The following is a 24,762-nucleotide window of genomic DNA, read 5'->3' as shown; positions in this document are numbered from 1 at the left end:
TTTGGGCGTTCGCTCAGATATCTTCAAGCAGGGGATAGGGCAGTGGCAGCAATGCCAGCGGCGTACCCGTGGCGCTTCCCAAGGTGAGGCGTCCCTCGCCCGCATCGGCGGCGGCCGACGTTTGCATCGACACAATGGCATCAAAACCGCCCGAAGGGGTGGCTGCGGCGGCGGCCACCAGGCCGCAAGGTTGCTCGGCGTCGGAGGCATGAAACACCTCTTGTCCCACTGCCGGCACGCCCGCGGTATGTGCCAGGTAGGCCCGCCGTTTCAGCGTGCCGCGAAACTGGCTGCGTGCCACGATCTCCTGCCCGGGGTAGCAGCCCTTCTTGAAGTTCACGCCGCCCACGGATTCGTAATTGAGCATTTGCGGCACAAAGGCCTCAAAGATCGGCTGGGTGATCATGGCAATGCCGGACCGCACCTCCAGCCAGTTCCAGCGTGCAATGTCCAGGAGCGGGCCCTCGGGGCGGGGCGAGCCGGCGGGTGCGCACCAGAGCGCGCGCGGCTGGCCGGCACCGGGGTGTAAAAACATCAGGCTTGCATCGCCAATGTCGGACTTTGTCCAGACAGGGCGGTTGCCGCCAACGATCAATTCAATGGCATTTCCCGCCACGCCGTACAAGGCGAACTCGGCGCTGGCATCGCTGAGCATGGCCTTGGCGCGCAGCACGAACATCGACAGGCGCTTGAGTGTGGCCGGCAAAATGTCGCGGCTGCACACCAGCAGAACCTCCTCGGGGCTGCGCTTGAAAATCACAAAGCTGGCCTGCATGCGGCCTTTCACATTGCAAAAGGCGCCCAGTCGGGCCTCTGAGAGGCTCAGCAGGGCCACGTCCTGCGTCAGCTGGCCCTGCAGGAACTTCACGGTATCTTCGCCCGCCACACGAATCACGCCCAGGTGAGCCAATTCGGCCACGCCCGAGACAGGGGCGGAAATTTCGGCGTCAGTTGTGGACAGGGTCATGGTCGGTTCGCAGTAGTTGTAAGGATGGCCTGAATTATCATAGCCCTGTGTTCTTGGGTTCCAGTGTCGAAAAGGTAGCCGGGTTGTGGGTCGTGTCTTTACAAGTTTGCTGATTTTGGTATTTGCCGGCGCCCTGCTGTTGTTTGGTGCGGCTTTGTGGTGGCTGCATGAACCGATTCCGTTGCGGCTTGTCCCCGGCACCCAGGTGCTGGACCTCGAAATCGAGCCGGGCACACCCGCCAGTGGTGTTGCGCAGGTGGTAGTGGACAGCGGCGCCCAGGTGCCTGTGGTGCTGCTGCATGCGTGGTTCCGTTTCTCGGGGCAGGCCCGGCAGATCAAGGCCGGCAGCTATGAGCTGGTGCCGGGTACCACACCTCGCCGATTGCTGAGCATGCTGGTGCGCGGCGAGGAAACGCTCAAAAGCGTCACGCTGGTTGAGGGCTGGACTTTCGCCCAGGTTCGTACAGCGCTGCAAAAAGCAGAGAATCTGGCGCCCGATACGCTCGGGGTTGGCCCGGAAGCCATCATGGAACAGCTGGGCCGGCCGGGCCTGCACCCGGAAGGCCGGTTTTTTCCGGACACCTATACCTACGCCAAGGGGGCCAGCGACCTGTCCGTGCTCAAGCGCGCCGCCCGCGCGATGGACAAGCGGCTGGAAGCCGCCTGGGCTCAACGCAACGCGGACACACCACTCAAAACACCGGCGGAGGCCCTGATCCTGGCAAGCATTGTGGAGAAAGAAACCGGGAAACCTTCGGATCGTCCCCAGATCGGCGGCGTCTTCACCAATCGCCTGCGCCTGGGCATGATGCTGCAGACCGATCCCACCGTGATTTATGGCCTGGGCCCGCAATTTGACGGCAACCTGCGCAAGCGCGACCTGCTGACGGATGGCCCTTACAACACCTATACCCGGGCTGGCTTGCCTCCCACGCCCATCGCCATGCCTGGCAAAGCCGCCTTGCTGGCCGCAGTGCACCCGGCGGCGACCCCGGCGATTTATTTTGTTGCCCGGGGCGACGGCAGCAGCCATTTCAGCGCCAGCCTGGACGAGCACAACCGTGCCGTCAATAAATATATCCGGGGTCAATAAACATGCACGGCCTGTTCATCAGCTTTGAAGGCATAGACGGTGCGGGCAAGTCCACGCATATTGCAGGACTGGCAGACGCCTTCAGGGCACAGGGCCGGGCCGTGACCTTGACGCGCGAACCCGGGGGGACCCCGCTGGCCGAAAAGCTGCGCGACCTGGTACTGAACGATGCCATGGATTCGCTGACCGAGGCACTGCTGATTTTTGCGGCCCGGCGCGACCACCTCGTGCGCGTGATCGCGCCGGCGCTGGTGCGCGGCGACGTTGTGTTGTGCGACCGCTTCACCGACGCCACCTTTGCCTACCAGGGGGCCGGACGTGGTTTTGACCTGGCTGTGCTGGCTACGCTGGAGCAGTGGGTGCAGTCCGACGAAGGGTTGCTGGGCGATCCGGCCGGCAACTTTCCCATGAAGCCTGAAGTCGAGACAGTCATCGAACCGCACCTCACGGTCTGGTTTGACCTGCCGCCCGAAGAAGCCGCCCTGCGACTGCAAGGCGCGCGCGTGCCCGACAAGTTTGAAGCCCAACCGCTGGAGTTTTTCCGTCGCGTGGCGAAAGGCTATTCCGACCGCCAGCAAGGCCATCCGGAACGCTTTGCCCGGATCAATGCCTCACAACCGCGCGATGTGGTCTGGCAGGCGGTGCGGCAGGTGTTTGTGGCCAAAGGGTGGCTGGCATGAGTGAGGCCGCCAGCGAGATAAGTACAAGTACTGTGGTCAAAAAAGCGCCTCTGGCGCCCTGGCTGCAAACCCAGCTGGAGAGCCTGCTGGCCCAGCGCGGCCACGCCTGGCTGCTCAGCGGCCCGTCGGGGCTGGGCCAGTTTGACCTGGCGCAGGCACTGGCCCGCGCCTGGTTGTGCGAGCAGCCCACCCCACAGGGCGCTTGCGGTCACTGCGGCAGTTGCCACGCGGTCGACGTGCATACCCACGCCGACCTCTGCCTGCTGGTGCCTGAAACCCTGTCGCTCGCCCTGGGCTGGCCGCTGGACGAAAAAACCCAGGACGAGTTGGACAGCAAGAAACGCAAGCCCAGCAAGGAGATCAAGGTGGATGCGGCACGCGAGGCCGTGTCTTTCACGCAGTTCACGCGCTCGCGAGGCACGACCAAAGTCGTGCTGGTGTTTCCGGCCGAGCGCATGAACCACATCACGGCCAACACCCTGCTCAAAACGCTGGAGGAGCCGCCCGGGCCCGTCAAATTCATTCTTGCGACCGATGCGGCCCACCAGCTGCTCCCCACCATCCGCAGCCGCTGCCTTGGCCACACCATGCTCTGGCCCGATTTTGCGCAGGCTTCTGCCTGGCTCCAGCAGGAGGCCGCCAGCCCGGGCGAGGGCGAAAGCAACCCAAAGAAGGGAGGGCCTGCGGCTGTACCTCCGGAGGCCGCAGATCTACAGACACTGCTGGTGGCGGCAGGGGGGCGTCCTGCCGATGCCCTGGCCTGGGCGCAAAACAGCGCCCCTGGTGAGGCGGCCCGCCATTGGCAGGGCTTGCCCAAGGCGATGGCCCGCGGTGACGCCAGTGTGCTGGCCGATTGGTCGCCGGCCCAGGTCGTTGATGCCTTGCAGAAGCTTTGCCATGACGTTCTGGCTGTCAGGATGGGCGCGTCTCCGCGTTTTTTCAACGCCAAAGATCTGCCGGAGCCGGTGGCCGGCAAACCTGGTAGCCCCCCCGCGCGCGTGCCGGGTCTTTATGCGCTTGCCAGCTGGTCCCGGGAACTGGCCGTCACCGCCCGCACTGTGGAGCATCCCTACAACCCGGGACTGATGCTGGAGTCCCTGGCGAGCCGCGCCCAACTGGCGCTCAGCTCGAAATAGGTCCCTCAGGGCGGCAATTGCAGGCAGACTCCTGTTCAAGCCTGATTGATAGGGACCTTGAACAACAGTTCACCGGTTTTATTTGTGCCTGCCAGCGTGCAACACTACACTAACGCCATGAGTACTACGCCTTCTGCCAGTTCCCACGCAGCAGCCACCGCCCGACCCAGCGTCGTTCAATTGGCCATCAAGGAAAAGGCGGCACTTTATGCCGCGTACATTCCGCTGTTCAAGGAAGGTGGCGTGTTCATTCCCACGGCACGCGAGTACAAGCTGGGTGATGATGTCTATGTGTTGCTGACGCTTCCTGAAGATATCCAGCGCTATCCGGTGGCCGGCAAGGTGGCCTGGGTCACGCCGGCGCGCGCGGCGGGCAACCGCACCCAAGGCGTGGGCGTGCGGTTTCCCTCGGACGAGAAATCGCGCCTGCTCAAGATCAAGATTGAAGAAATCCTGGGCGCCCATCTGGCCTCGGACCGGCCGACACAGACTATATAAACGCCTGCCGTTCGGGGTTTTCAACCTCGAAGCGAGCAGGGGTCTTTGCTGCCTGCTATATTTTTAATAGCTGCCTGCGCCGATTGTTTCGCGCTTCAGGTGGTTTTTCCATAAACCGGTTTTTTTGAATGTTCACAGATTCTCATTGCCACTTGAGCTTTCCGGAGCTACAGGCACAGTTGCCACAGATTCGCCAGGCCATGCGGGACGCCCAGGTCGACCGGGCGCTGTGCATTTGCACCACGCTGGAAGAGTTTGAAACCGTCCATGGGCTCGCCACCGGCTATGACAATTTCTGGGCCACCGTGGGCGTGCACCCCGACAACGAGGATGTGCGTGAACCCAGCCTTGATGACCTGCTGCAGCGTGCGGCCCTGCCCAAGGTGGTGGGCATTGGTGAAACCGGCCTCGACTATTACCGGCTGGGGGACCGCACCGTGGCCGACATGGAATGGCAGCGCGAGCGTTTCCGGGTGCACATCCGGGCGGCGCGGCAGACCGGCAAACCGCTGGTCATTCATACCCGCAGCGCCTCGGACGACACGATAGCCATCCTGAAAGAAGAGGGAGGCCAGGCCGGGCAGGCAGGGTGCGCCAAGGGCGTTTTTCATTGCTTCACGGAAACCCGGGCGGTGGCGCGTGCGGCGCTTGATCTGGGGTTCTACATCTCGTTCTCCGGGATCCTGACCTTCAAGAATGCCGGCGATTTGCGCGAAGTTGCCGAGTTTGTTCCGCTGGACCGCCTGCTGATCGAGACCGACAGCCCCTACCTGGCGCCGGTGCCTTACCGGGGAAAAACAAACAATCCGTCTTATGTTCCGTTTGTGGCGCAGCAGATTGCCGAGCTGAAGCAGCAGTCAGTACAGGCCATTGCCGAAGCCACCAGTCATAACTTCGAGCAACTCTTTACCGGGGTGGTTGCATGAAAAAATACTTCATGAATTACATTAAAAAAACAATATACCTAATTGTTTTTATTGGATTTAATGTCGCATTTGCCGGATCGTACGATGATTTTTTCGTTGCCATCAAACAAGATGACTCCGGCAAAATCAAGGAGCTCCTGGCGCGCGGTTTTGACGCCAATACCATTGACCCCAAAGGACAGCACGGCCTGTACCTCGCGCTTCGCGAGCCTTCGCCCAAAGCCGCGCAGGTATTGATCGACTGGCCCAAAACCAACGTCAACGTCCTGAATGCCAAGGACGAAAGTCCACTCATGATGGCAGCGCTCAAAGGCCAACAGGATCTGGCTGCCAAGATGATCAAAAAGGGCGCCGACATCAACAAGACCGGCTGGACACCCCTGCATTACGCCGCCAGCAGCGGGCACCTGGCCATCATCAGCCTGCTGCTTGAGAACAGCGCCTACATTGACGCCGAATCACCCAACGGCAGCACGCCCCTGATGATGGCCGCCATGTACGGGACGCCCGCGGCCGTCAAGCTGTTGCTGCAGGAAGGTGCCGACCCGCAACTCAAAAACCAGCAAGGCCTGACCGCACTGCAGTTCGCCCAACGCGGCAACCGGGTGGATTCAGCCGATGCCATCGCAGCTGCCATACGTGGCAAGCGGCCTGCCGGCCAATGGTGAAATCTGAGTTTCCGGCCAGGCTATGGTGCAGCGCTCCGGCGTGAGCAGCTTGCCTCTGGCTGGAAATGCCAGCTGTCCACGACTCCCAGGCGGCTCCCGAAGAAGCTAAGGTAATTCTTGTATGGCTGAACCGGATGCGTTTCCAGTAAAAACGTCCCGGTATTGGCAAAAATAGCCAGATTTGAGAAGTCTGGATATTATTGCCATAATGTACCTATCCGCTAACCGTTGGGAGTGCCCATGATCACTGAACTGCCCAGTCTCGATGAACTGCCTCGGCAGAATGCTTCCCATGTAAAGAACAAGTGGGGCGACGTTGTACGTCAGGTCCGCCAGTCGGGCAGCGTGGCCATCACCAATCACGCAGCGGTGGAGATGGTCCTGCTGGACGCCTCCACGTACCAACAGCTGGCCCATGATGTCCAGGCGTTCAAGGCCCGTGAGCAGTCGGTACTGGATGAGCTGGCCCAACGTTTCAACGCGCGACTGGCCGTACTCCAGCAACCCGATGCGGCCGGGCAAGTGACGGCGCTGTTCGAGGCCAAGGGCAAGCTCGCCCGGCGGCCCAAGGCAGGCGCTTCGTTCTGATGCCCGAAGCGGCCGCGCGCCCTTTTATTTTTGTGCTGGCCGGCGTCAACGGCGCCGGCAAAAGCTCGGTGGGGGGCGCCATGCTGACCGAACACGGCCTGACTTGGTTCAATCCGGATACTTATGCGCGTGAGTTGATGTCCCAACTGGGCCTGGAACAAGGCCAGGCGAATGGTCTCGCGTGGGAGCATGGCCGTTCCCGACTCGAGGCCGCCATTGCAGACGGGACGAATTACGCCTTCGAGACCACCTTGGGTGCCAGGACCATCCCTGAGTTGCTGGCCAAGGCAAGCCGCAGCCATGACGTCGTGATGCTTTTTTGTGGTCTCTTGTCGCCAGAGCAACATATCGGGCGGGTGCGATTTCGCGTCGTTCAAGGCGGTCACGACATCCCGGAAAACAAGATTCGCGAGCGCTGGGTCGCGTCACGCGCGAACCTGATCAAGCTGTTACCGCTGCTGGCCCGCTTGCAGGTGTTCGACAACAGCGCTGAAGCGACACCAGGGCAGGACATTCCTGACCCGATACTGGTGCTGGAGGTAATAGTCGGCCAAATGGTATTTCCCGAGCGGGAGGATGCCGCGGCCTTGAACCTGACACCCGAATGGAGGGTCGGCCGTGATTCCTGAAAATTTCGCAGGATCTAAGCTAACTCATTGATATTTCAGGAAAATTTGATCTTGTAATCGATGGGTTCGACGGCCCGCCCCAGATCCAGTGTGTAGTCCCCGAATCGGTTGATATGGGTGGTCCGGTAAGGCGACAAGGCCTTGAGCACCGGCTCGCCCACCGGATATCCCTGGCTCTGCAGCTCCTTGAGCTTGCGCGACATCCACTGCACGTTGTGCAGGATCACCATATTGGCCACGAGCTGGCTGTACTTGATGACCTTGCGTTGCTCGTGGCGCAAGTTTTCGGCGATCACCCCTTCCCCACCGAAAAACAGCCACTTGACGAAATTGTTGAATTCCTCGCTCTTGTTGGTCGCGGCATGGATCGACCGGCGCAGCTCCAAGTCGCTGATGTAGTCGAGCAGGAACAGGGTTCGGATCACCCGACCGAGCTCGCGGAACGCAAAGTAGAGCTTGTTCTTGTGGCTGAAAGTCCCAAGCCGCCTGAGGATCATTGACGGCGTGATCCGGCCAAGCTTGATGGAAACCGCCACGCGCAGCATGTCGCGGTAGTGCAGCTTAATCAGATCCCAATCGATCGTCCCACGAAACAGGCTCTGGATGTGCTTGTACTGCGCCCCTGATTCCGCCTTGAAGAACACCAGGTCCTTGATGTTGCGCATGCGCGGCATTAGCTTGATCCCAAGCAGGTGCGACAGCCCAAAAACCGGCGCGCTCTGAGCCTGTGTGTCGCCATGCAGCGTGTCAGGCTGGATGTCGGACTCGTTCTTGACCAGCCCATCGAGGATGTAGACGGCCTCGTACACACCGCAAGGAATGAAGTGGCTGAACAACGCGATGTACATGTCCGACACGTGGTAGTACCCGATGCCGCCGTAACCCCCATAGCGCAGGTGATACTCGGACAGCAAGTTTTGCTCGTAGACGTTCCACTTCGTGCCGTCCGCCGACGCGCTTTTGCCGGTGCCCCAGAATTGCGGCAGGGAGAACCGGTTGTAGGCGTTGACCACCTTGAAGATCGCCTTGTCCAGACGCTCTTCTGTGACATGGTGCAGGTTGAGCCATGCCACCTGCTTGCGCGACAGGCCCTTGACCGACAGCGCGGTCTGGGTCGGCCCCAAGTTGCAGCCGTAGCAGAACAGCGTCGTTAGGAAGCGTTTGCGCGGATCGTCGACCTTGCTCTCGAAGCCAGACAAGGGACCGAACAGTTTGTGCAGGTCCAGCCAGCGTTCGGTTTCGGTCAGCACGTCCAGGATGCTGGCCGTCGCCATCGAATCGGTGATGGCCTGATCGACCTCCGGCAGCCCTTCCGGTGGCGGCGCCCGCTCGCTGCGCCGCAGCAGCAGGCCGGACTCGGTCATCGCCACATGCTCGTTGTCCGGGAAACGGGCGTCGACCTGGCGCGCCAGGTTGGTCAACTGCTGCTTGTGCTGCATGACAAAGTCGTCAGCGTCGGCCGGCAGGCCGACCATGGCGCTGTACTGGCTGATCTCGGCATCAAACTCTTCCCAGCTCACCAGGTGGTCGCGGTAGTCGTCGTACTGGTCGCTGTTCTGCACATACAGGTCGCCGGACTTCAACTCGTCCATCACATGCGAAAGAATGCACAGTTCCAGGTACTTGCGATGGACGAGGCCTGGGGCAGCTTCCTCGCCTTGACCCTGAATCAGCGTGTGCCATTTCCTGTCGGCCAGCCAAGCCAAATCTAGCGGGCTGGCGCCGCTGTCGGCGGGAACATACTCCTTGTGGCTGGATCGGAACTGGGCGCTCCAGCTCACGGCGCGCAGCAAAGAGTCATCCGGCGACGAGGACTTGAGTGCCATCGCATCGAGGCACTGAAACAGCAGCGACCGCCTGGCGCGGTAGGGCTGGAGCATGAACGGGTAGTAATTGTTGCCTGCATAGGCGATGTGCTCATCGCAGCGTTCGATCCAGGCGGCCGGATCGTCGCCCAGCATCTTGCGCATCCTGCCAACCCGCTGCGCCTCCGTACCGTCGTCTTCGAAGGCTGTTAGCACATCACGGAACTGGGTGATCAGCGCTTCGCCCTGTGCCACATGCTCCAGCTGGTACTGCTTCAGGCGATCGCGTGCGACATTGTGCATGTTGCGCACAGACCGGATGAAGATGTCGGCAATGTCGTCGACGGCCTTTTGCAACTGCGCCTGGATCAGCAGCACGGCCAGGGCGAAGCGCTTGATTGGCTTGAGTGCCTGCATCTCGCGCACATTGAGCGCGCGGGCTTCGAGCACGAACTGAGTGCGCTTGGGGACCGAGACGCCGTCGATTACCGGCAATCCTTCAGCCAGCTCGCGCAGTGCCTGAATGTGCGTCAGGAAGCTGGCCACCTCGCGCACGCTGGGCTGCTTGGGCTCGCGCTTGAGCTGGTCCCATTGGCTGCGGCCCTTGCGGGTGCGAAACATCTGGTCAATCCCGGCCCGCTGCGCTTCGGTCAAGGCCGTGGCAATGTGTTTGTAGAGATCGTCGTTGACCTTTACCCGCGCCCGGCTTGCAATGCGCGACAGCGTGGCGAATCCAGGCAGCAAGTAGCGATGGTGAACCAGTTCTTCCAGCAGGATGTTGATGATGTCGGGCAGTTCCTGCTTGGTTTGGGCGGCTTTCACCGCCTCGGCCTCCAGCCAGTCCTGTGCGGCGGTATCCAGGAGCCGCAGGCCGACGAACTCACGCAGCCGCCGCTGGTGCAGCGACTTGCTACCGGACTGGTCGTAGCGCTGCAGCGTCGCCGCAGAGAACGGCTGGACCTGGTAACGCTTGCAGATGTGTTTGATGATCGTGCCGGGCACGTCGTCCAGGGTGACGAAGTAGCCCAGCCGCTGCAGCATCTTCAGCTGAACCGCGATCAAGGCCTGGGTCGTGGCCCGACTGTACGCATTCGCGATGAAGCGGCGCTCCGCCGCGCTCGGCGTGAACACCGAGATCAGATCCTGGTCACTGATCTCGGTCCTGAGTTGCGGATAGGCGGTGTCGTTGATACCACTCATAGTGGGCAGTCGCTCGATTGGGCTTGGACGGTGCGAACCAGATTCGAACTCTACTGGAGTTTCGGGCGAGGCGGCCGGGCACTCTGGGATCGGGCTTCAAGCAGGGATAGGCCGGCTCATGCAACCCCACCTGGCTGCCCATGGCCTCAATCCCAGTGTGAATCAGTGGCGGGCTCGTGAAACGAGGTTTCCAGCAGGCACTGGTTGTCCTCGGCGATGCGGTACATGTCATCCAGCAGCGTGGCGATCACCTCGTCCAGCAAGTCGCGGGACAGGTAGGGAATCGCCAGCTCGTAGAGCGTGCCCTCGGTGTTCAGGCGTTGCATGGCAAAACGCTCGAAGCAGGTCTGCTCGATCAGCCGGTGGCCGCGGGCCAGGCCGCGTGACTGCTTGCTGAAGCGGGCCAGCACCATCGTGACGCGCAGGACCGCCACGGGCGTCGCTCCCTCGGCCAGCGGGCGGGGAACTTCGGCCTGTTCGGTCAGCAACAGCAAAGGTGGTGGTGGCTGCGGAACTGCCGGCGCCAGAGCAGGCAATCCCTGCTCGAAGCGGGCTTGCAGACTGGAATCCGACGCATCCAGGTAGCGCATGGCCGATTTGACGTCCTTCCAGCCGACGTATTCCATCAGCTCCTTGATATCCCAGCCGCTGGCGCGGGCCCAGCCGGCAAAGCCGCGGCGCATGGAATGGCTGCTGTATTCCTCGGGTGCCTCGACGCCGGCCTCGGCGAACAGGCTGCGCAGCAAGGGGATCAGGCTGTTGGCATGCAGACTTTCGTCGGCCACATTCCCCCAGCGGTCGATCTTGCGGAACACCGGACCCTCGGTCAAACCGGCCAGGCTGACCCAGGCACTAAAGGCGTCCACAGCGCACAGGCGGGACAAAGCCGGGCATTGGAAGGTTCGGCCCTGCAGCTGCCTGTCGCCTTTGCTGCGGCCCAGGTAGCAGGCCATGCCCTGGCCGGGGGTGACTTCGGTGTTTTCAACGTGCAGGTTGACCAGTTCGTCGGAGCGAAAGCCGCGCCAAAATCCCAGCAGCATCAGGCTGCGGTCGCGCGTGTGGCGCAGCAAAGCCGGCCGGTCGCCGATCCGCTGAGCGTTGCTAATGGCGGCATCGAGCCACTGATCGATCTGCTGGAGTACCGCCAGTTCCAGGGGGCGTGCGCGCTTTTCTGGCACAGCGTGAATCGAGCGAATGCCTTTGAGGACCTGGCGCACCAGGGGTGACTTGGTGGGATCAGGAAAACCTTGGTCGCTATGCCAGCGGGACAGCGCCGCCAGGCGCTGGCGCAGTGTGTTGATGGCCAAGGTGGGCGCGTGGTCGGCCAGGTAGCGGGCGATGGCATCGGCGGTAGAAGGCAGCAGGCCTTTCCACTCTATTTCAAAATGGCGTATGGCAGAAGCGTAGCTCCGACGCGTGTTGTCGCGCTCGGAGGCCTCGATGTATTGGGCAAGACGCGTCATGTCACTGTCGTCAGGCGCCCGCTGGTCCATATGCGAGCGACAGCTGACAGGCGAGAGTGCCGCAAGTTTGGTTGCGCCTGGCGCTGCAGGGCGAGTTCAGGCAAACTGCAGCTCGATCTTGCCGGCGCGCCGCCGCACCGGGCCGACCACGATCTTTACATCGTGCCCCAGCCTGGCCACCAGCTCCAGTAGCTTGGCTTCGCTGACGCCGCGGAATTGGCCGCGCGTGATGCGCGAGACCTTGGATTGATCAATGCCCAGCAGCGTCGCCGCATCTTCTTGCGTCAGGCGACGCGCCTTGATCGCGCGGGCGATCTCGCCGGCGAGCTGGGATTTTCGCTGCATTTCCGCAGCGTCGGTATAACCCAGGTCGGCATAGACATTGGCGCCGCCTTCTTCGATCGTGATTTCGTTGTGCCCATTCATTTGCGTGCTCCTTGCTGTGCCTGCCATGCTTCGAAATCCTGCTTCGCGGCTTTCAGGCGGATATTGATCACGTCCATGTCCGGCTTCGGCGTGGCGATGCCGCTTTTGGACTTCTTCTGGAAGCAGTGCAGGACATAAACCCACCCGGCGAACTTGACGGTGTAAACGGCCCGAAAAGTGTCACCCTGATGATCCTCGACCACCTCCAGCACGCCGGCCGAGCCGAAGCCGGTCATCACCTTGGCATCCTGGTGCTTGCCGCCGGCTTGTGCCAGGTCGATGGCATGACCGAAGACATCTTTGACATCCTCCGGCATCGCATCCAGATCGCGCTTGGTGGAACCGACCCATTTGATGGGTTTGCGCGCTTGCTTCAACATCACCTCAATTATGCCCGTTTAGACATATCGCCGTCAATTCTCTGAAGGCCAAATGGCGACGGCGGATTTTCTGCGGGGACGCGCCGGCATGCGCGTGAAGGCCCCTTGCGACTGGAAGCCAGAGCGGCGGCCTCAAGACCCTGGGGATTCAGGTGAGGGAAACTCTCCTCCATGAATCTCGGGCTTGAACGCCGCAAACTTTTTTGCCAATGACGTGTCGGCCGGCGCCTCAACCCGAAGCCAGGCGCCCAGAGTGTCGCGCAGACAGGGTTCGCATACATCGACCTCGACCCGATTTCCATCGCCAAAAATCGAGTCATATCCCGCGTCGAAGCCGATCGAGATCATGTCCCCGAAGCCAGCTTCGCCACGCTCAACTTCTTTGCCGCACCGGTCACATCTGATTTGTTGCACCACGCTTACGGTTTCAATGGCTTTGAGTTGCATCGAATTCTCCTTGCAAGATATCCTGCGTTCTGGTTCAGAACCATCGATTGAGGTGGGCAGATGGTGCGCACCTGCGGCACCACCTGCTTGCGAGTTTAGGGGACTACAACACCCTCAAGTGAGTGCTGAAAATTGCTCGCGTTACTGACCGGTGAAATTAGCCGCAATGAAGTTACCCGGCAAGGTGAAAAACACGTACAGGGTCTCCTTGGCTTTGTCCTTGACTGCCGGGTCCTTGAAGGTCACTTTCCACTCCTTGCCCTTTTTGCCGTCGACCTGCTCGACCTTGTCATGCTTCAGGGCTTTCCATGAAGGATCGATTTTGCCGCTGGTCGCCAGCGTGTCCTTGCGCTGCACCGCGCAGCCCACCACGGTGGCCTCTTTGGCCGGGGTGTTGCCGTGGAAGTGGCAGCCGCCGCCTTCGGAGGCCAGTACCGGAGTTGACAGGCCAACAGCGGCGACGGATGCGAGAGCGATGAGGAGGTTTTTCATGAGATTTCCTTGAGTTGAGTGAAATAAAACGAGAGGGTTAGAGGTCGTCGCGGCTGGGGTCCGCGCTTTTCTCGATATCCAGGTCCTGGTGAATATGGCGGTGCTCGTCCGCCGGGAACCTGAAGCTGTTCGGGTCCGAGTCGTGCAGGTAGCCATGCAGCTGCATGAGCAGCAGCAGGCCACCGGCATAGATCAAGCCGGCATTGGCCGCGAACGCGAAACGCTGGAAGGACTGCCGCCGGCGCCATAGCGCCAACAGCCCGACCATGGCGCAGAGCGCCAGGATCTGTCCGGCCTCGACGCCGACGTTGAAGCTCAGGATGCGGCCCAGCATGGCCAGTTTGTCGTCACCCAGCGGCAGCTGCTGCAGGCGGGTGGACAGCCCGAAGCCGTGCAGCAAGCCGAAGGCGAAAACCGCAGCCAGCAGATTGGGCGATTTCATGCCGAAATGCTTCTGGAAGCCGCCGTTGTTGTCGAAGCCCTTGTAGATCACGCTGAGCGCGATGATCGCGTCCACCAGGTAGAAATTCCAGGTGATCTTGAGGTAGGTGGCGACGATCAAGGTGATGCAGTGACCGAGCGTGAATGCGGTCACAAACTTGGCGATATCCCGAAAGCCCGTGAGGAAGAACACCACGCCGAAGAGAAACAGCAGGTGGTCATAACCCGTGAGCATATGGGTGGCGCCGAGCACGACATACAGCCCGTAGCCGCCGCTGAGCATGCGCTCCTGGTCGGCCAGGGAAATGCCGTGAGCGGCCGCCAGCAGTGGCGCGCAGAGCGCCAGCGCCATCAATACGCGCAGGACATGGGTTTTTATTATTTGCATGGAATCATTTCAACTTTCGATTAACAGGGAGTTGGATGCCCGCTCCGCAGACAGCCATGACACGACCTTGGACAAACCAGCGCAGACGCAACAGCCTTGCGTGGCGCATAGCCTTGGCCCTCGCCATTGGCGCAGTTGTTTGGGGAGCGGTGGAAATTGGGATCAGCCTCGTCACGCTCGACTGAGCATGACGAGGCCCACGGCTGACACAGCCGCACCGTGGGTCAGATGGGCGTTCTCGGGGGCCGCAAAAGGCCCTGCGGGAACGCAGAGGGAAATGGTGGTTCGGCCAGGATGGCCGGTCTACCGGAATGCAGCGCCGGCAGCGTGTCCCAGCCCGCGGTCAGCAAGCCCGGGGAGTTGCTCGCGCTGTCCGCATGCATGTGCTGGACGGTGCCGCCCGAGTCGTCGGCATGCAGAGCGCCGTCATCATGGTGATGGTGCTCCGAGTCCTGCCAATGCAAGACCACATGGCCTGTTTCCTCGATCTCCGTCAGTGCGTAGACGCCGGCGATAGCGGCCGACTGCCAGAACAGCGACAGAATTAGCAGGAAAGACAACACCTTGCGGGCCATCGCGCAATTCTAGTGGCATTGCGCTTTAGTTTTTTTGGACGTAAAGCATATTCAGCAGTAAACTCCGCCACGGCCGCAAGGTCTTCCCACTTTTTTCCCTCCCTCAGTGGGCTGTCTCAGGACAGTTACAGGCCGACATCGCAAGATACGTCGGCTTTATTTTTGCAGGAGACGTGGATTGAATGCCGAGCATATGAACCGCTTTCTGATTCTTCTCTTGCCAGTGCTTGTTGCGGGCTGCCGCCTGGATTTCACGCCACCCGTGAATGAAAAAGTCCACTTGTCTGTCTACGAGGGAAAGCGCTCTATTCAAGAACGGGAATTCGAAAACACCGCCCCCTCTGTTCAGGCCGTGAGGCGCTGGCTCGCTGCAAACCCGGAAGGCTGGGAATATGCCTTTATCACGCGCGATCCCCATATTTATCTGGCAGGCAAAAACTTCTCGGTGAACATCGTGCAAAACGAGGTGTCGGTCAAATACTGCCGCGCTTCCTACAACTGCCATTTTTGGGTCAAGCAGGACGGCACGCTTTTCCCTGAAATGAAAAACCTGACGCAAGCTCGTTAGCTCAACGGCTCATCACGCTGCGGGGTTAGCGCTCTGGGGATGAAATTTCTGCTTCCTTTGAATCTGAAATGACGTAAGATATCAACCAACGGGGACTTGAGCGGTCTCCCCGTCTGCCAAGGGTGCCGTCCGGTGCCCCAAGTACTGCTCCTGATGATGGGTTACCACGCCCAATTAGGAGCCTCACTTGGTCTTTTGCTTTTTCCTTCTTTTTTGCACAGCGCATCTGGCGCACAAGCGTATCTCTGCGCTTGCGGGCTCGCACGCCCGCTCTCCACGGAGGGCTCGGCCATGAACCCAGCTCTCGAAACCCCTGACGTGGCAGCTACTGCCGCGCCCGGCTACACCCTGTGGCAAATGGTGGCCTACATGCTGCGCCTGGGAACCATAGGCTTTGGTGGGCCCGTCGCCTTGATTGGCTACATGTACCGCGACCTGGTCGAACAGCGCCACTGGATCTCCGAAGCGGAGTACAAGGAAGGCGTCGCGCTGGCCCAGCTGATGCCTGGCCCTTTGGCGGCGCAGCTGGCCATCTACCTGGGCTACGTGCATTACAGCCTTGTCGGCGCCACGCTGGTGGGCCTGGCTTTTGTCCTGCCGTCCTTCCTCATGGTGGTGGCGCTGGGTGCGGCCTACACCGCTTACGGCGGCATCGGCTGGATGCAGGCGGTGTTCTATGGGGTCGGCGCCTCGGTGATTGGCATCATCGCCCTGAGCTCGTACAAGCTCACCACCAAAAGCGTTGGCAAGGACAAATTGCTCTGGGTTATCTATCTCGTCAGCGCAGCCATCACCATCATCACGCACTCCGAGGTGATTTGGGTGTTCCTGGGTGCCGGCGTGCTGGTCTGGGCCGCGCGCGGCCCGCTCAAGGGCGCTGGCGGGCGCCTGAATGGAATTGCCTTCGCGGCCGTTCCTTTGGCTGGCTCCCTGGCCAGCGATAGCGTCGACTGGCACAAGCTCGGGCAAATCGCCAAATTCTTCGCCTATGCAGGGTCGTTTGTCTTCGGCAGCGGCCTGGCCATCGTTCCCTTCCTCTACGGTGGGGTCGTGAAGGAATATGCCTGGCTGACGGACCGCCAGTTCGTCGACGCTGTGGCGGTGGCCATGATCACCCCAGGTCCGGTCGTTATCACCACGGGCTTTATCGGTTACCTGACCAGCGGGTTCTGGGGCGCGGTGGTGGCGGCTTTGGCAACCTTCGTGCCTTGCTACCTGCTGACCGTGATCCCCGCACCTTATTTCAAAAAGCACGGCAAGCACCCCGGCATCGTTGCCTTCGTTGATGGTGTAACTGCTGCTGCCATCGGGGCGATCGCCGGCGCCGTGATCGTGCTGGGCCAGCGGTCGATCACCGACGCGGTGACGGCGGCCCTTGCCTTGGGCACCGCTGCCATTCTCTGGCGCTTCAAGAAACTGCCCGAACCCGTTGTCGTGCTGGTTGCCGCATTCGCCGGCCTGGCGCTCTATCCCCTCATGATGAACAAATAGGAAATACCATGGACATTCAACTCAAACCCCTTTCTCTCGACCCCGCAAAACTCGATGGCCTGTCTGAACAGCTGCTGCGCAGCCACTATGACAACAACTACACCGGCGCAGCCAAGCGCCTGAATGCGATCCGCGGCCAACTGTCGCAACTGGCTTGGGATACAACGCCGGTTTTCACCATCAACGGTCTCAAGCGCGAGGAGTTGATCGCCGCCAATTCGGTTTACCTGCATGAGCTGTATTTCGAGAACCTGGGCGGTGACGGTGTTCTTCCGTCGAACGGGCTGTCGATTGCGCTCACCCGCGATTTCGGCTCGGTCGAGCGCTGGCGCAGCGAATTCACCGCGCTGGCCAAGGCCATGGGCGGTGGCTCGGGTTGGGCCATCCTCAACTGGTCGCCGCGTGAAGGCCGGCTCGTGAACCAGTGGGCGGCGGACCACACGCACCTGCTGGCCGGCGCCACGCCAATCCTGGCACTCGACATGTATGAGCACGCCTACCACCTGGACTTCGGCGCCAAAGCGGCCGCCTATGTCGATGCGTTCATGCGCAACATCAACTGGAACACCGTTTATCCGCGCTATGGCGCTGCGGTCAAGGCCAGCGCCTTGAGCTTCGGCGTTGAGCCTTCAGCCGTCAATCAGGCGACCGCGCAGTTGATTGATGTGCGGCGCGCCGAGACCTTCGCGGACGCCAACGACATGATCACGGGCGCACGCTATGCAGATCCAGCGGACGTATCGGGTTGGGTTGGCACGCTGGACCCTGAGCGCCCGGTTGTCGTGTATTGCCTGCATGGCCTGGACATTGGCCGGTCCACTGCCCTGTCACTCAGGGCGCGCGGTGTGAGCGCGCAGTTTATGGAAGGCGGCATTGAAGCCTGGCGGGCCGTACAACTGCCATTGGTTCCAAAGGCTGCGGCATGAATTGCACCATTGCCGCAGTATTGACGGCAACTGTGATTGGCATGACCTGGAGTGACGAAATGAATGCACAGAATCTGACATCTTCTCCCGCCGGCTGGCATTGTGGCTCCACTGGTGGCGGTGCGCCCCAGTGGACTTTGGAGCCAGATCCGTCCGGCCGGCCGGTGTTAAAGCAGTCCGGCCGCGCTCCTTTCCCCTGGTGCGTGAAGCCGGAGACACAAATCGCCGATGGATTTGTGGAGGTCCGGTTCAAACCCCTGGCGGGCAAGGCGGACCAGGCCGGCGGCGTGGTTTGGCGTTGGCAGGATGGGGACAACTACTATGTCGCACGGGCCAACGCGCTCGAAAACAACGTGTCCCTTTACTACACGACCGGCGGCCGGCGCACCACCATTCAATACGTGGATGCACCGGTGGCGACCAACACCTGGCACCTGCTGCGGGCCGAGTTCAAGGGCACCCATATCAAGGTGTTTCTGGACGGCAAGCGCTATATCGAGGCCGACGACGGTCATATCGCGGCCGCCGGTAAAGTTGGCGTGTGGACCAAGGCCGACAGCGTGACGGTTTTTGACGCCTTCCAGTCGGGTGCGGCCAAAAGCACCCCGTAGGCGCAAAGGATGGGCATGCGAAAGAGACACGACGTCGCCGCTCGCCGGCGCCGTCACTGCATGGTGGCCTTTGCGTTGCCGTGGCTGTTCTTGCTGTGGCTGCCGGGCGCCGCATCCGCGGCGCCGGCCCGCAAAACGCTCACGGCCGCCGAGATTCAGCAGACCTTTGCGGGCAAGGTGGTCACGGACGGCTACCACTGGAGTTACTACCTCAAACCTGATGGCTCGATCGAAGCTACGGAGATGGGGCGTTCACGCAAGGGCCGTTGGGTTATCCGTGGCAATGAACTGTGTATCAACATCACGGCCGGGGCCGGCTCGGATCATTGCTGGGGCGTGGTGCGTGAAGGCCAGGCTCTGGTTTTTCAGATCAACGGAAATGACTTTCAGGACGTGGTGGTCAAGGAATGGCGTCAATAATGGCGGCTGCGTAGGTGACTGGAACTGAAAACGGGCATGGAGCTCAGTCAGGGTGCGTCCAGCATTGCAAGCCGCTGCTGCGCAAATTGACAGTGATTTCGCGCCCGGGTTCCAGCCCGTGGTGCTGCACCAGATTGTGCTGCGCGGCCAGCCACAGCCGCTCAGTACCGCAGCGCAAGGCGACCTGGCAGTAGGCGCCCAGATTAAGCCGCTTTTCCACCCGGCCGGTCACAGGGTTATCGCTGCGGTGCAGTTCGGGCTTGAGCGGCGGCAGTCGCACTTCCGTCGGGGTGATCATCCATTGCACCCGCCGGCCCACCGCCAGTTCGGGCTGATTTTTAAGGCGCAAAACGATGCCACCGGCGGCCTCCCAGTGCAGCAGCGTGGTGCCGCCGGATTCATGCCCGGCGACACGGGCGCTGAACAGATTGCGATGCCCCAGCAGCCGCGCCACTTCCATGCTGGCGGGCCGCGACAGCACCCCCGAAGGATCGCCCTGCTGCACGATGCGCCGCCCGCTCATGATCGCCACGCTGTCAGCCAATGCCGCGAGATGCGGATCGTGGCTGACCGCAAGGGCGGGCAACCCGAATTCATGCACCTCGGAAATCAGCTCGGCCATGACCTCGTCGCGTGTGGCGGCGTCGAGCGCCGAGGTCGGTTCATCCAGCAGCAACAGCTGCGGCTTGCGCGCCAGTGCCCGTGCCAACGCGACCCGCTGTTGCTGTCCCCCCGACAGCGCTGATGGGTAATGGTCGGCCACCTCCAGCAGCCGCACACGCTCCAGGAGTTCCTGCGCCTGCGCGCGTCGTTGCGGGCCGCGTGGCAGCGCGAACGCGACGTTTTCCCAGGCGCGCAGATGGGGGAAAAGCGCATAGCCTTGCGGCAAATAGCCGACGGCCCGATGCTGCGGTGGTAAACCACCAAAAGGCTGGCCCTGGGCCGGCAGCAGGCCGGCGATGGCGCGCAGCAGCGTGGTCTTGCCTTCGCCGCTTTGCCCGAGCAGGACGGTAAAGCCCTCGACCTCCAGGCTGGCCTGCAGCCGTATCGGATGATCGATCTGATAGTCGATGCGCATGAACTCAGAACAGGCCTTGGCGGCGCGAAAGCAAGCCAAGGATCAAGGGCAAAGGCATCGCCACCAGAAAAAATGCCCACAGCAGCGGGTACACGGAAGACAGCCCGATATCCTGCAGATTGACCCAGAGCTTGACCGGTATGCCCTGCGGGTAATAAGCCAGGATCAGCACGATGCCGAACTCGCCCAGCGCCCGCACCCAGGCCAAAGCAATGCCGGCCGCCAAACCCAGTCGCGCCAGCGGCATGCTGACCTGCAGGAATGTCTGCCACGGCGATTTGCCCAGGGTCAGCGCGATGTGTTCCAGCTCGCGCGGCACACCTTCAAACGCGGCACGGGCCGCCAGCACGTAGTAAGGCAAGGCCCCGTAGAACTGCGCGAGCACAAAGGCCAGGGCCGAGTTGGTGAACTCCACGCCCGCGCGGGCAGCCAGATTGCCTATCGGACCATAAGGACCGAACAGCGTGGTGAGCAAAATGCCCATTGCCAGCGGCGGGGTGAGCAAGGCCAGCAGAATGATGGCCTCCAGCACCCACTTGCCGCGGAACGATTGCCGCGCCAGCCACCATGCCAGCGGCGTACCGAGGGCAATGATCAGGACCAGCGCGATCAGGCTGTAACCCAGCGATACCCCAATAGATCCCATGTCGCCCGGCGCGAAGTGAAATTTTCCCCACTGCGTGGCAAATGCCAAACCGATGAACGGCCCGGCGATAAGCGCTAAGGTCAGCGCACCTATCAGCGCCGGTGTGCGCGAGTGCCGCAAGCCGTCAGCCGCGTAGATGTCACCCGGCATGCTTATGCGATGTCGAGGTTGGGCCCACAGCGTCGAATAGAGAGTTCACGGCGTTCAGCTGGCTATTGAATCGGGCCGCCCTTGGGTGGGCTGTAGCCGTTGTCTTTGAATAACTTCTGGCCTTCGGCGCTTTGCAGGAATTGCACAAACTTTTCAGCCAGCGCCGGCTGTTTGCTGTCTTTGAGCACTGCGGCGTAGAACACCAGCGGCTGGGTGTTCAGCGTGGCTTCCTTGCCGCTGGTCAGCGTGATGCTGAATTGCACGGTTTTGTACCACTTGGCATCCATATTGGGGTTGCTCAGATTGATTTCGTCCGGCAGGTAGACGAATGGCAGGTGGTGCGAGCTCACCGCACTCAGATAGCCTGAAGACGCGTCGATCTGTCCGCCTTCCAGGCGCGACAGCATGGAGGTTTCCGTGAAAATCTGTTGCGGGTTCTGGTAGCCGCCCAGGATCCGCTCGGCCAGGCCGGGTTGCTTGTAAAAGTTCTGCGCCAGCAGCATCGTAAAAATGATGTTCTGGCCCTGTGGATCGGTGGCGGGATCGGTCCGCCCAAAGCGCAGGCCGGGCATCTTCATGACTTCGTACCAGGTTTTTTTGCCTTGGGCCGCCGCTTCAAAGTCGGGGGCAAACTTGCTCTTCGGGCTGTAAGCAATCACCATCTGAGTACTCGCCACCGGGACAGCCGGGCCTATCATGCCGGCCTTCTTCAGAATGTCGATGGGTCCCGGTGTGATGGGCAGGAACACATCCGCCTGTATCAGCCGGCCCTCCAGCTGCCGGGCCAAGCCCAAAGAACCTTGGCCGACCCCTTGGTACTCCACGCCATTGGCTTTGGCGAATGCCGGGCCGATAAACCGGTCCATCACCACCCCCATGGAACCCGCATAGGCGACACGCAGGACATCGGCAGCGTGTGCCGCCGGCGCCGCAACAGCAGCGGCACCGATCAGCATCACGCCGACCCCTTTTGTAATGCGCGCAAGGCAGCAAGATGAGTTGTTCATGGGACAACAGCCTTCACAGGTTCGCTATATTTAATGGAATATAGCGAAAGTATAAGAGAGACGCGGCGAGAGGTGTCTGCAGTTCCCAATTAAATCCATGGCCAACCCTGCAACAATCAGGGAATGAAATACAGCGTGCAGTTCCGCCTGCGCATCTACCGGGACGACAGCATCGCCATCGGCCCGGGCAAGGTCGCGCTGCTTGAAGCCGTTGCCGAGGCCGGCTCGATTTCCGCGGCGGCCAGGCAACTCGGCATGTCCTACCGCCGCGCCTGGTTGCTGATCGATGAGGTGAATCGGGCGCTCAGCTTGCCTGCGGTCAACACGACGGCGGGCGGGGCGCGCGGCGGCGGCGCAGCCTTGACGCCGGTAGGACAGGAAATCATCAAACGTTACCGTTCCATTGAGAGCCGGTCACGTGCCGCCGCAGCGGACGATATTGACGCGCTGATCGCGATGTTCGCGCGATGAATTTGCGACAACGCTGCTTGGCGACCTAGTCAGAAGTCGAGTTCGTCTCGGATTGCGGCAACACCGGCTTTGGCGCAGACCTCGTCGGCATCGCCGCCTGGCGCGCCCGAAACCCCGATAGCGCCCACGATGGAACCGGCCGATTCGATGGGGATGCCGCCCCCTATGGCCACGATGCGGGGAAGGTGTCGCACGCCCGACGCCGCTTCGCCGGCCTGGGTCGAACGCGCAAAGCTCGTGGTGTCGAGCTTGAAGGTGACGGCGGTATAGGCCTTGTTGATGGCCGTGTCGACGGTGTGTGGGCCGGCAAACCGGTCGCGCAGCATCACCAGGGCGTTGCCGGCGCGGTCATTGACTGAGACGGCCGCCTGGTGGCCATTCTTGCGGCAGGCCTCCAGTGCTGCCCGCGCTGCCTTCAGGGCGGCGTCCGGTGTCAGTGACGGGGATGGGTAGATGGCTTGCTGGGCGAATGCCTGCGATGTCGCCAGCGCCAACAGGAACACGGTCATTTGCATGCAAGTGGTCCGCGCTGGTTGAATGTTCATCCTTGTCTCCTTTTTGGGAGATGGTAGCCCATGGAGCCTGCGCGGTTCAGCCTGTGCGAGTCATCCGTGAGACGCAGATAGCCACGCAGCAGCCACCAGACCGGCCGTCAGCGCCACGGTCTGCCAGGCGATCTGCGCGCCAGCAGGCTCGCGGCGCAGGTACGGCAGCAAATCCGCAATGGCGATGTAGATAAAGCTGGCGGCCGCCAACACCAGCGCATAAGGCAAAAAAGCCTGCGCATGCGAAAGGCCCCAATACCCGACCAGGCCACCCAGCACCGACGCCAGTCCGGACAGCGCATTGAGCGCCAGCGCCCGGCGAAAGCCCAAGCCAGAGGCCAGCAGCAGCACAAAATCCCCGGCCTCCTGCGGGATCTCATGGGCGATGACGGCGATCGCGGTCGCCCAGCCGAGCGCAGGGTCCGTCAGAAAAGCGGCCGCAATCAGGACGCCGTCGACAAAATTATGAAAACCGTCGCCGATCAACACGGTCAGCACGGTTTCCCGCCCCAGGCCAGGGGCGTGGGCGTGCGTGTGATGGGTGTGCGTCTGGGTCGATTGGCCGGCCTCATCCGGCGTGCTGTGGCTATGGCGCCAGAGCGCCGTGCGCTGCAGCGCATAAAAGCCGACGAACCCTGCCAGCAGCACGACAAACAGCGTATGGGCATCGGCCCCCGATTCAAAGGCCTCGGGCAGGACCGAGAGCATTGCGGCGCCCAGCAGCAAGCCCGCCGAGAAGCCGACCATGCGCGGCAGCCAGTGCTGCGGCAAACCCTTCAGCAGGAAACCTGCAACGACCACACTCAGGACGCCGCCCAGCAAGCAGGCCATTACGATGGAAGCGAGCAGCATGGCTTAGCCTCCGGCCAGGCCGATGTAGCCGTGGTATCCGACATACAGGCCGACCAGCAGGATGAGCCCGCCGGAAACATAGGGCGCGCGGCGCGCGATCTCGCCAAAACCGCTCCATTTCTTCGCGGCATGCCGCGCGCCGATGGCTGCAACCGCGCCGGAAAGCACCAGCGTCAGGGCCAGGCCGATGCTGAAGCACAGAACCAGGGCTGCACCCAGGGTGACCTCCTTGAGCTGCAGGCACAACAACAGCACGGTAATTGCCGCCGGGCACGGAATCAGGCCTCCGGTCAGCCCGAACACGATGATCTGCCCGGTTGTGACCTGCTGGCTGGCGAAGCGGCTCCTGATCTGGTCTGCATGGGCGCGCTCGTGGGCGTCCTGAAAGCCCGGGGAGGCGACGTCCAGGCCAACGCCTTCGTGCTTGTGGCCGTGGTCCGCTTCCGTGTACTGGACGTCATAGTTGTGCGTGTGATCGCCGTGGCCCAGCTGAAGCTGGGCAGCAAACTCGTGTGGCTCTGGTATCTCCTGCCGTGACTCCAGGAAGCCAACTTTGTCGGTGAAGCTGAAAACCTGCACCTTGCCGTCCTGACGTTTGGTCTGCACCTTGACCTGCGATGCCGCCCAGCGGTGGCTGCCTGCGGCGCCGGCACGAAGCCGGAACCGCGGCGGAACGCCTTCTTCAAAAATCTCCAGCCGGACGACGCCGTGGCCGGTGTCGATGTGCCGGACTTCGTCATGGTGGCCATGGGGGTGCTGATGCTCCTGGCGGCGCTGGCGTTCTTCCCGCCACGTGCGCCCCATCATCCAGAGGGCCACGCCGATGATCAGCACGGCCGACGCCAGCTGCAAATAAGGCTCGGTGGCCTCGGCGCTCCACTTCTGGCCAAAGTACAGGCCCAGCATGGCCACCACCCAGACGACCGCCGTGTGCGAAATCGTGGCCGACAGGCCCAGCAGGACGGCCTGGCCGACCGTGCCGCGGATGGCTACGATAAAGGCCGCCATCATGGTCTTGGAGTGGCCGGGCTCCAGCCCGTGCAGGGCTCCTAGCAGGATGGCGCTGGGGATGAACAGCCAGGCGCTGGCACTTCCTTGCTGGATCAGGGTCGAGAAATCGGTCATTCGGGCGCTCCGGCGGAAATGGGCTGGCCGAAAGTTTGGGCTCGGCGCCGCCCCGGATTAAAACCCTGAA

At 61.7% G+C, this 24,762-nt stretch carries 29 protein-coding genes; 14 read left to right on the top strand and 15 right to left on the bottom strand.

Going from position 1 to position 24,762, the window contains the following annotated elements; all coding sequences use genetic code 11:
* Window positions 1-13: 13 nt before the first annotated feature.
* Window positions 14-967 carry a YgfZ/GcvT domain-containing protein gene (locus BPRO_RS12525; protein ID WP_011483436.1) on the bottom strand — a complete coding sequence of 318 codons (954 nt, stop codon included), beginning with the start codon at window positions 965-967 and terminating at the stop codon, window positions 14-16.
* Between the two features lie 85 nt (window positions 968-1,052).
* On the opposite strand from BPRO_RS12525, the gene mltG reads away from it, so the two are divergent.
* The 8 genes from mltG to BPRO_RS12485 all read left to right on the top strand — a co-directional run bounded on the left by mltG (window position 1,053) and on the right by BPRO_RS12485 (window position 7,185).
* Window positions 1,053-2,060, top strand: a complete 1,008-nt coding sequence (gene mltG / locus BPRO_RS12520) for an endolytic transglycosylase MltG (protein WP_081430514.1) — start codon at window positions 1,053-1,055, stop codon at window positions 2,058-2,060.
* A gap of 2 nt (window positions 2,061-2,062) precedes the next feature.
* Window positions 2,063-2,740, top strand: coding sequence for a dTMP kinase (tmk, locus tag BPRO_RS12515; RefSeq protein ID WP_011483434.1), 678 nt, complete (start codon window positions 2,063-2,065; stop codon window positions 2,738-2,740).
* Window positions 2,737-3,876: a DNA polymerase III subunit delta' gene (locus BPRO_RS12510; RefSeq protein ID WP_011483433.1), complete on the top strand. Its 1,140-nt coding sequence runs from the start codon at window positions 2,737-2,739 to the stop codon at window positions 3,874-3,876. The genes tmk and BPRO_RS12510 overlap by 4 nt, the downstream gene beginning before the upstream one ends.
* A gap of 117 nt (window positions 3,877-3,993) precedes the next feature.
* The gene (locus BPRO_RS12505; RefSeq protein WP_011483432.1) at window positions 3,994-4,374 is read left to right on the top strand and encodes a PilZ domain-containing protein; all 381 of its coding nucleotides are present in this window, start codon (window positions 3,994-3,996) and stop codon (window positions 4,372-4,374) included.
* 128 nt (window positions 4,375-4,502) lie between these two features.
* A complete protein-coding gene (locus BPRO_RS12500) occupies window positions 4,503-5,300 on the top strand; it encodes a TatD family hydrolase (RefSeq protein ID WP_011483431.1) in 798 nt (265 codons plus the stop codon).
* Between the two features lie 11 nt (window positions 5,301-5,311).
* Complete coding sequence (locus tag BPRO_RS12495) at window positions 5,312-5,968, top strand: ankyrin repeat domain-containing protein (protein ID WP_232291398.1); 657 nt, start codon at window positions 5,312-5,314, stop codon at window positions 5,966-5,968.
* 240 nt (window positions 5,969-6,208) lie between these two features.
* Window positions 6,209-6,556, top strand: a complete 348-nt coding sequence (locus tag BPRO_RS12490; RefSeq protein WP_011483429.1) for a type II toxin-antitoxin system prevent-host-death family antitoxin — start codon at window positions 6,209-6,211, stop codon at window positions 6,554-6,556.
* An 80-nt stretch (window positions 6,557-6,636) separates the two neighbouring features.
* A complete protein-coding gene (locus BPRO_RS12485) occupies window positions 6,637-7,185 on the top strand; it encodes a hypothetical protein (protein WP_232291397.1) in 549 nt (182 codons plus the stop codon).
* A gap of 35 nt (window positions 7,186-7,220) precedes the next feature.
* Here the strand turns inward: BPRO_RS12485 and BPRO_RS12480 are convergent, their stop codons facing one another.
* The 8 genes from BPRO_RS12480 to BPRO_RS12445 form a co-directional block, all read right to left on the bottom strand.
* Window positions 7,221-10,190: a Tn3 family transposase gene (locus BPRO_RS12480; RefSeq protein ID WP_011483427.1), complete on the bottom strand. Its 2,970-nt coding sequence runs from the start codon at window positions 10,188-10,190 to the stop codon at window positions 7,221-7,223.
* 146 nt (window positions 10,191-10,336) lie between these two features.
* The gene (locus tag BPRO_RS12475) at window positions 10,337-11,653 is read right to left on the bottom strand and encodes a site-specific integrase (protein ID WP_041389728.1); all 1,317 of its coding nucleotides are present in this window, start codon (window positions 11,651-11,653) and stop codon (window positions 10,337-10,339) included.
* Window positions 11,654-11,749: 96 nt separating this feature from the next.
* A complete protein-coding gene (locus BPRO_RS12470; RefSeq protein WP_011483425.1) occupies window positions 11,750-12,079 on the bottom strand; it encodes a helix-turn-helix domain-containing protein in 330 nt (109 codons plus the stop codon).
* Entirely contained in the window at window positions 12,076-12,459 is a 384-nt protein-coding gene (locus BPRO_RS12465; protein WP_011483424.1) for a type II toxin-antitoxin system RelE/ParE family toxin, read from the bottom strand. Before BPRO_RS12465 ends, BPRO_RS12470 begins: the two co-directional genes overlap by 4 nt.
* 132 nt (window positions 12,460-12,591) lie before the next feature.
* A complete protein-coding gene (locus BPRO_RS28020; protein WP_011483423.1) occupies window positions 12,592-12,906 on the bottom strand; it encodes a hypothetical protein in 315 nt (104 codons plus the stop codon).
* Window positions 12,907-13,047: 141 nt separating this feature from the next.
* The gene (locus BPRO_RS12455; protein ID WP_011483422.1) at window positions 13,048-13,398 is read right to left on the bottom strand and encodes a DUF6488 family protein; all 351 of its coding nucleotides are present in this window, start codon (window positions 13,396-13,398) and stop codon (window positions 13,048-13,050) included.
* Between the two features lie 37 nt (window positions 13,399-13,435).
* Window positions 13,436-14,227 (bottom strand): HupE/UreJ family protein, encoded by a 792-nt coding sequence (locus BPRO_RS12450; RefSeq protein ID WP_011483421.1) that lies wholly within the window; start codon window positions 14,225-14,227, stop codon window positions 13,436-13,438.
* Between the two features lie 224 nt (window positions 14,228-14,451).
* A complete protein-coding gene (locus BPRO_RS12445; RefSeq protein ID WP_011483420.1) occupies window positions 14,452-14,802 on the bottom strand; it encodes a hypothetical protein in 351 nt (116 codons plus the stop codon).
* 178 nt (window positions 14,803-14,980) lie between these two features.
* Between BPRO_RS12445 and BPRO_RS12440 the strand changes: the two genes are divergently transcribed.
* From BPRO_RS12440 to BPRO_RS12420, 5 genes are all read left to right on the top strand, one after another.
* Window positions 14,981-15,370, top strand: coding sequence for a hypothetical protein (locus BPRO_RS12440; RefSeq protein WP_157045793.1), 390 nt, complete (start codon window positions 14,981-14,983; stop codon window positions 15,368-15,370).
* Between the two features lie 291 nt (window positions 15,371-15,661).
* Complete coding sequence (locus tag BPRO_RS12435; RefSeq protein WP_011483418.1) at window positions 15,662-16,861, top strand: chromate transporter; 1,200 nt, start codon at window positions 15,662-15,664, stop codon at window positions 16,859-16,861.
* Window positions 16,862-16,869: 8 nt separating this feature from the next.
* Entirely contained in the window at window positions 16,870-17,787 is a 918-nt protein-coding gene (locus BPRO_RS12430; protein ID WP_011483417.1) for a Fe-Mn family superoxide dismutase, read from the top strand.
* 59 nt (window positions 17,788-17,846) lie between these two features.
* Window positions 17,847-18,398 carry a hypothetical protein gene (locus BPRO_RS12425; RefSeq protein WP_157045792.1) on the top strand — a complete coding sequence of 184 codons (552 nt, stop codon included), beginning with the start codon at window positions 17,847-17,849 and terminating at the stop codon, window positions 18,396-18,398.
* Window positions 18,399-18,413: 15 nt separating this feature from the next.
* A complete protein-coding gene (locus BPRO_RS12420) occupies window positions 18,414-18,818 on the top strand; it encodes a hypothetical protein (RefSeq protein WP_011483415.1) in 405 nt (134 codons plus the stop codon).
* Between the two features lie 43 nt (window positions 18,819-18,861).
* Here the strand turns inward: BPRO_RS12420 and BPRO_RS12415 are convergent, their stop codons facing one another.
* The 3 genes from BPRO_RS12415 to BPRO_RS12405 all read right to left on the bottom strand — a co-directional run bounded on the left by BPRO_RS12415 (window position 18,862) and on the right by BPRO_RS12405 (window position 21,699).
* A complete protein-coding gene (locus tag BPRO_RS12415) occupies window positions 18,862-19,896 on the bottom strand; it encodes an ABC transporter ATP-binding protein (protein ID WP_011483414.1) in 1,035 nt (344 codons plus the stop codon).
* 4 nt (window positions 19,897-19,900) lie between these two features.
* Window positions 19,901-20,692: an ABC transporter permease subunit gene (locus BPRO_RS12410; protein ID WP_011483413.1), complete on the bottom strand. Its 792-nt coding sequence runs from the start codon at window positions 20,690-20,692 to the stop codon at window positions 19,901-19,903.
* A 62-nt stretch (window positions 20,693-20,754) separates the two neighbouring features.
* Window positions 20,755-21,699 carry an extracellular solute-binding protein gene (locus BPRO_RS12405; RefSeq protein ID WP_049764122.1) on the bottom strand — a complete coding sequence of 315 codons (945 nt, stop codon included), beginning with the start codon at window positions 21,697-21,699 and terminating at the stop codon, window positions 20,755-20,757.
* A gap of 123 nt (window positions 21,700-21,822) precedes the next feature.
* Between BPRO_RS12405 and BPRO_RS12400 the strand changes: the two genes are divergently transcribed.
* Window positions 21,823-22,170: a winged helix-turn-helix domain-containing protein gene (locus tag BPRO_RS12400; protein WP_011483411.1), complete on the top strand. Its 348-nt coding sequence runs from the start codon at window positions 21,823-21,825 to the stop codon at window positions 22,168-22,170.
* A gap of 29 nt (window positions 22,171-22,199) precedes the next feature.
* Here the strand turns inward: BPRO_RS12400 and BPRO_RS12395 are convergent, their stop codons facing one another.
* The 3 genes from BPRO_RS12395 to BPRO_RS12385 are packed head-to-tail and all read right to left on the bottom strand — an operon-like array spanning window position 22,200 to window position 24,692.
* Window positions 22,200-22,715, bottom strand: a complete 516-nt coding sequence (locus BPRO_RS12395; RefSeq protein ID WP_011483410.1) for a GlcG/HbpS family heme-binding protein — start codon at window positions 22,713-22,715, stop codon at window positions 22,200-22,202.
* Window positions 22,716-22,775: 60 nt separating this feature from the next.
* A complete protein-coding gene (locus tag BPRO_RS12390) occupies window positions 22,776-23,567 on the bottom strand; it encodes a ZIP family metal transporter (RefSeq protein ID WP_011483409.1) in 792 nt (263 codons plus the stop codon).
* A gap of 3 nt (window positions 23,568-23,570) precedes the next feature.
* Window positions 23,571-24,692, bottom strand: coding sequence for a nickel/cobalt efflux transporter (locus tag BPRO_RS12385; RefSeq protein ID WP_011483408.1), 1,122 nt, complete (start codon window positions 24,690-24,692; stop codon window positions 23,571-23,573).
* Window positions 24,693-24,762: the final 70 nt, after the last annotated feature.

This window comes from Polaromonas sp. JS666, from assembly GCF_000013865.1.
GTDB lineage: Bacteria > Pseudomonadota > Gammaproteobacteria > Burkholderiales > Burkholderiaceae_C > Polaromonas.
Note: the sequence above shows the minus strand (reverse complement) of the source record. Positions and strands in the feature narration are given on the sequence as shown.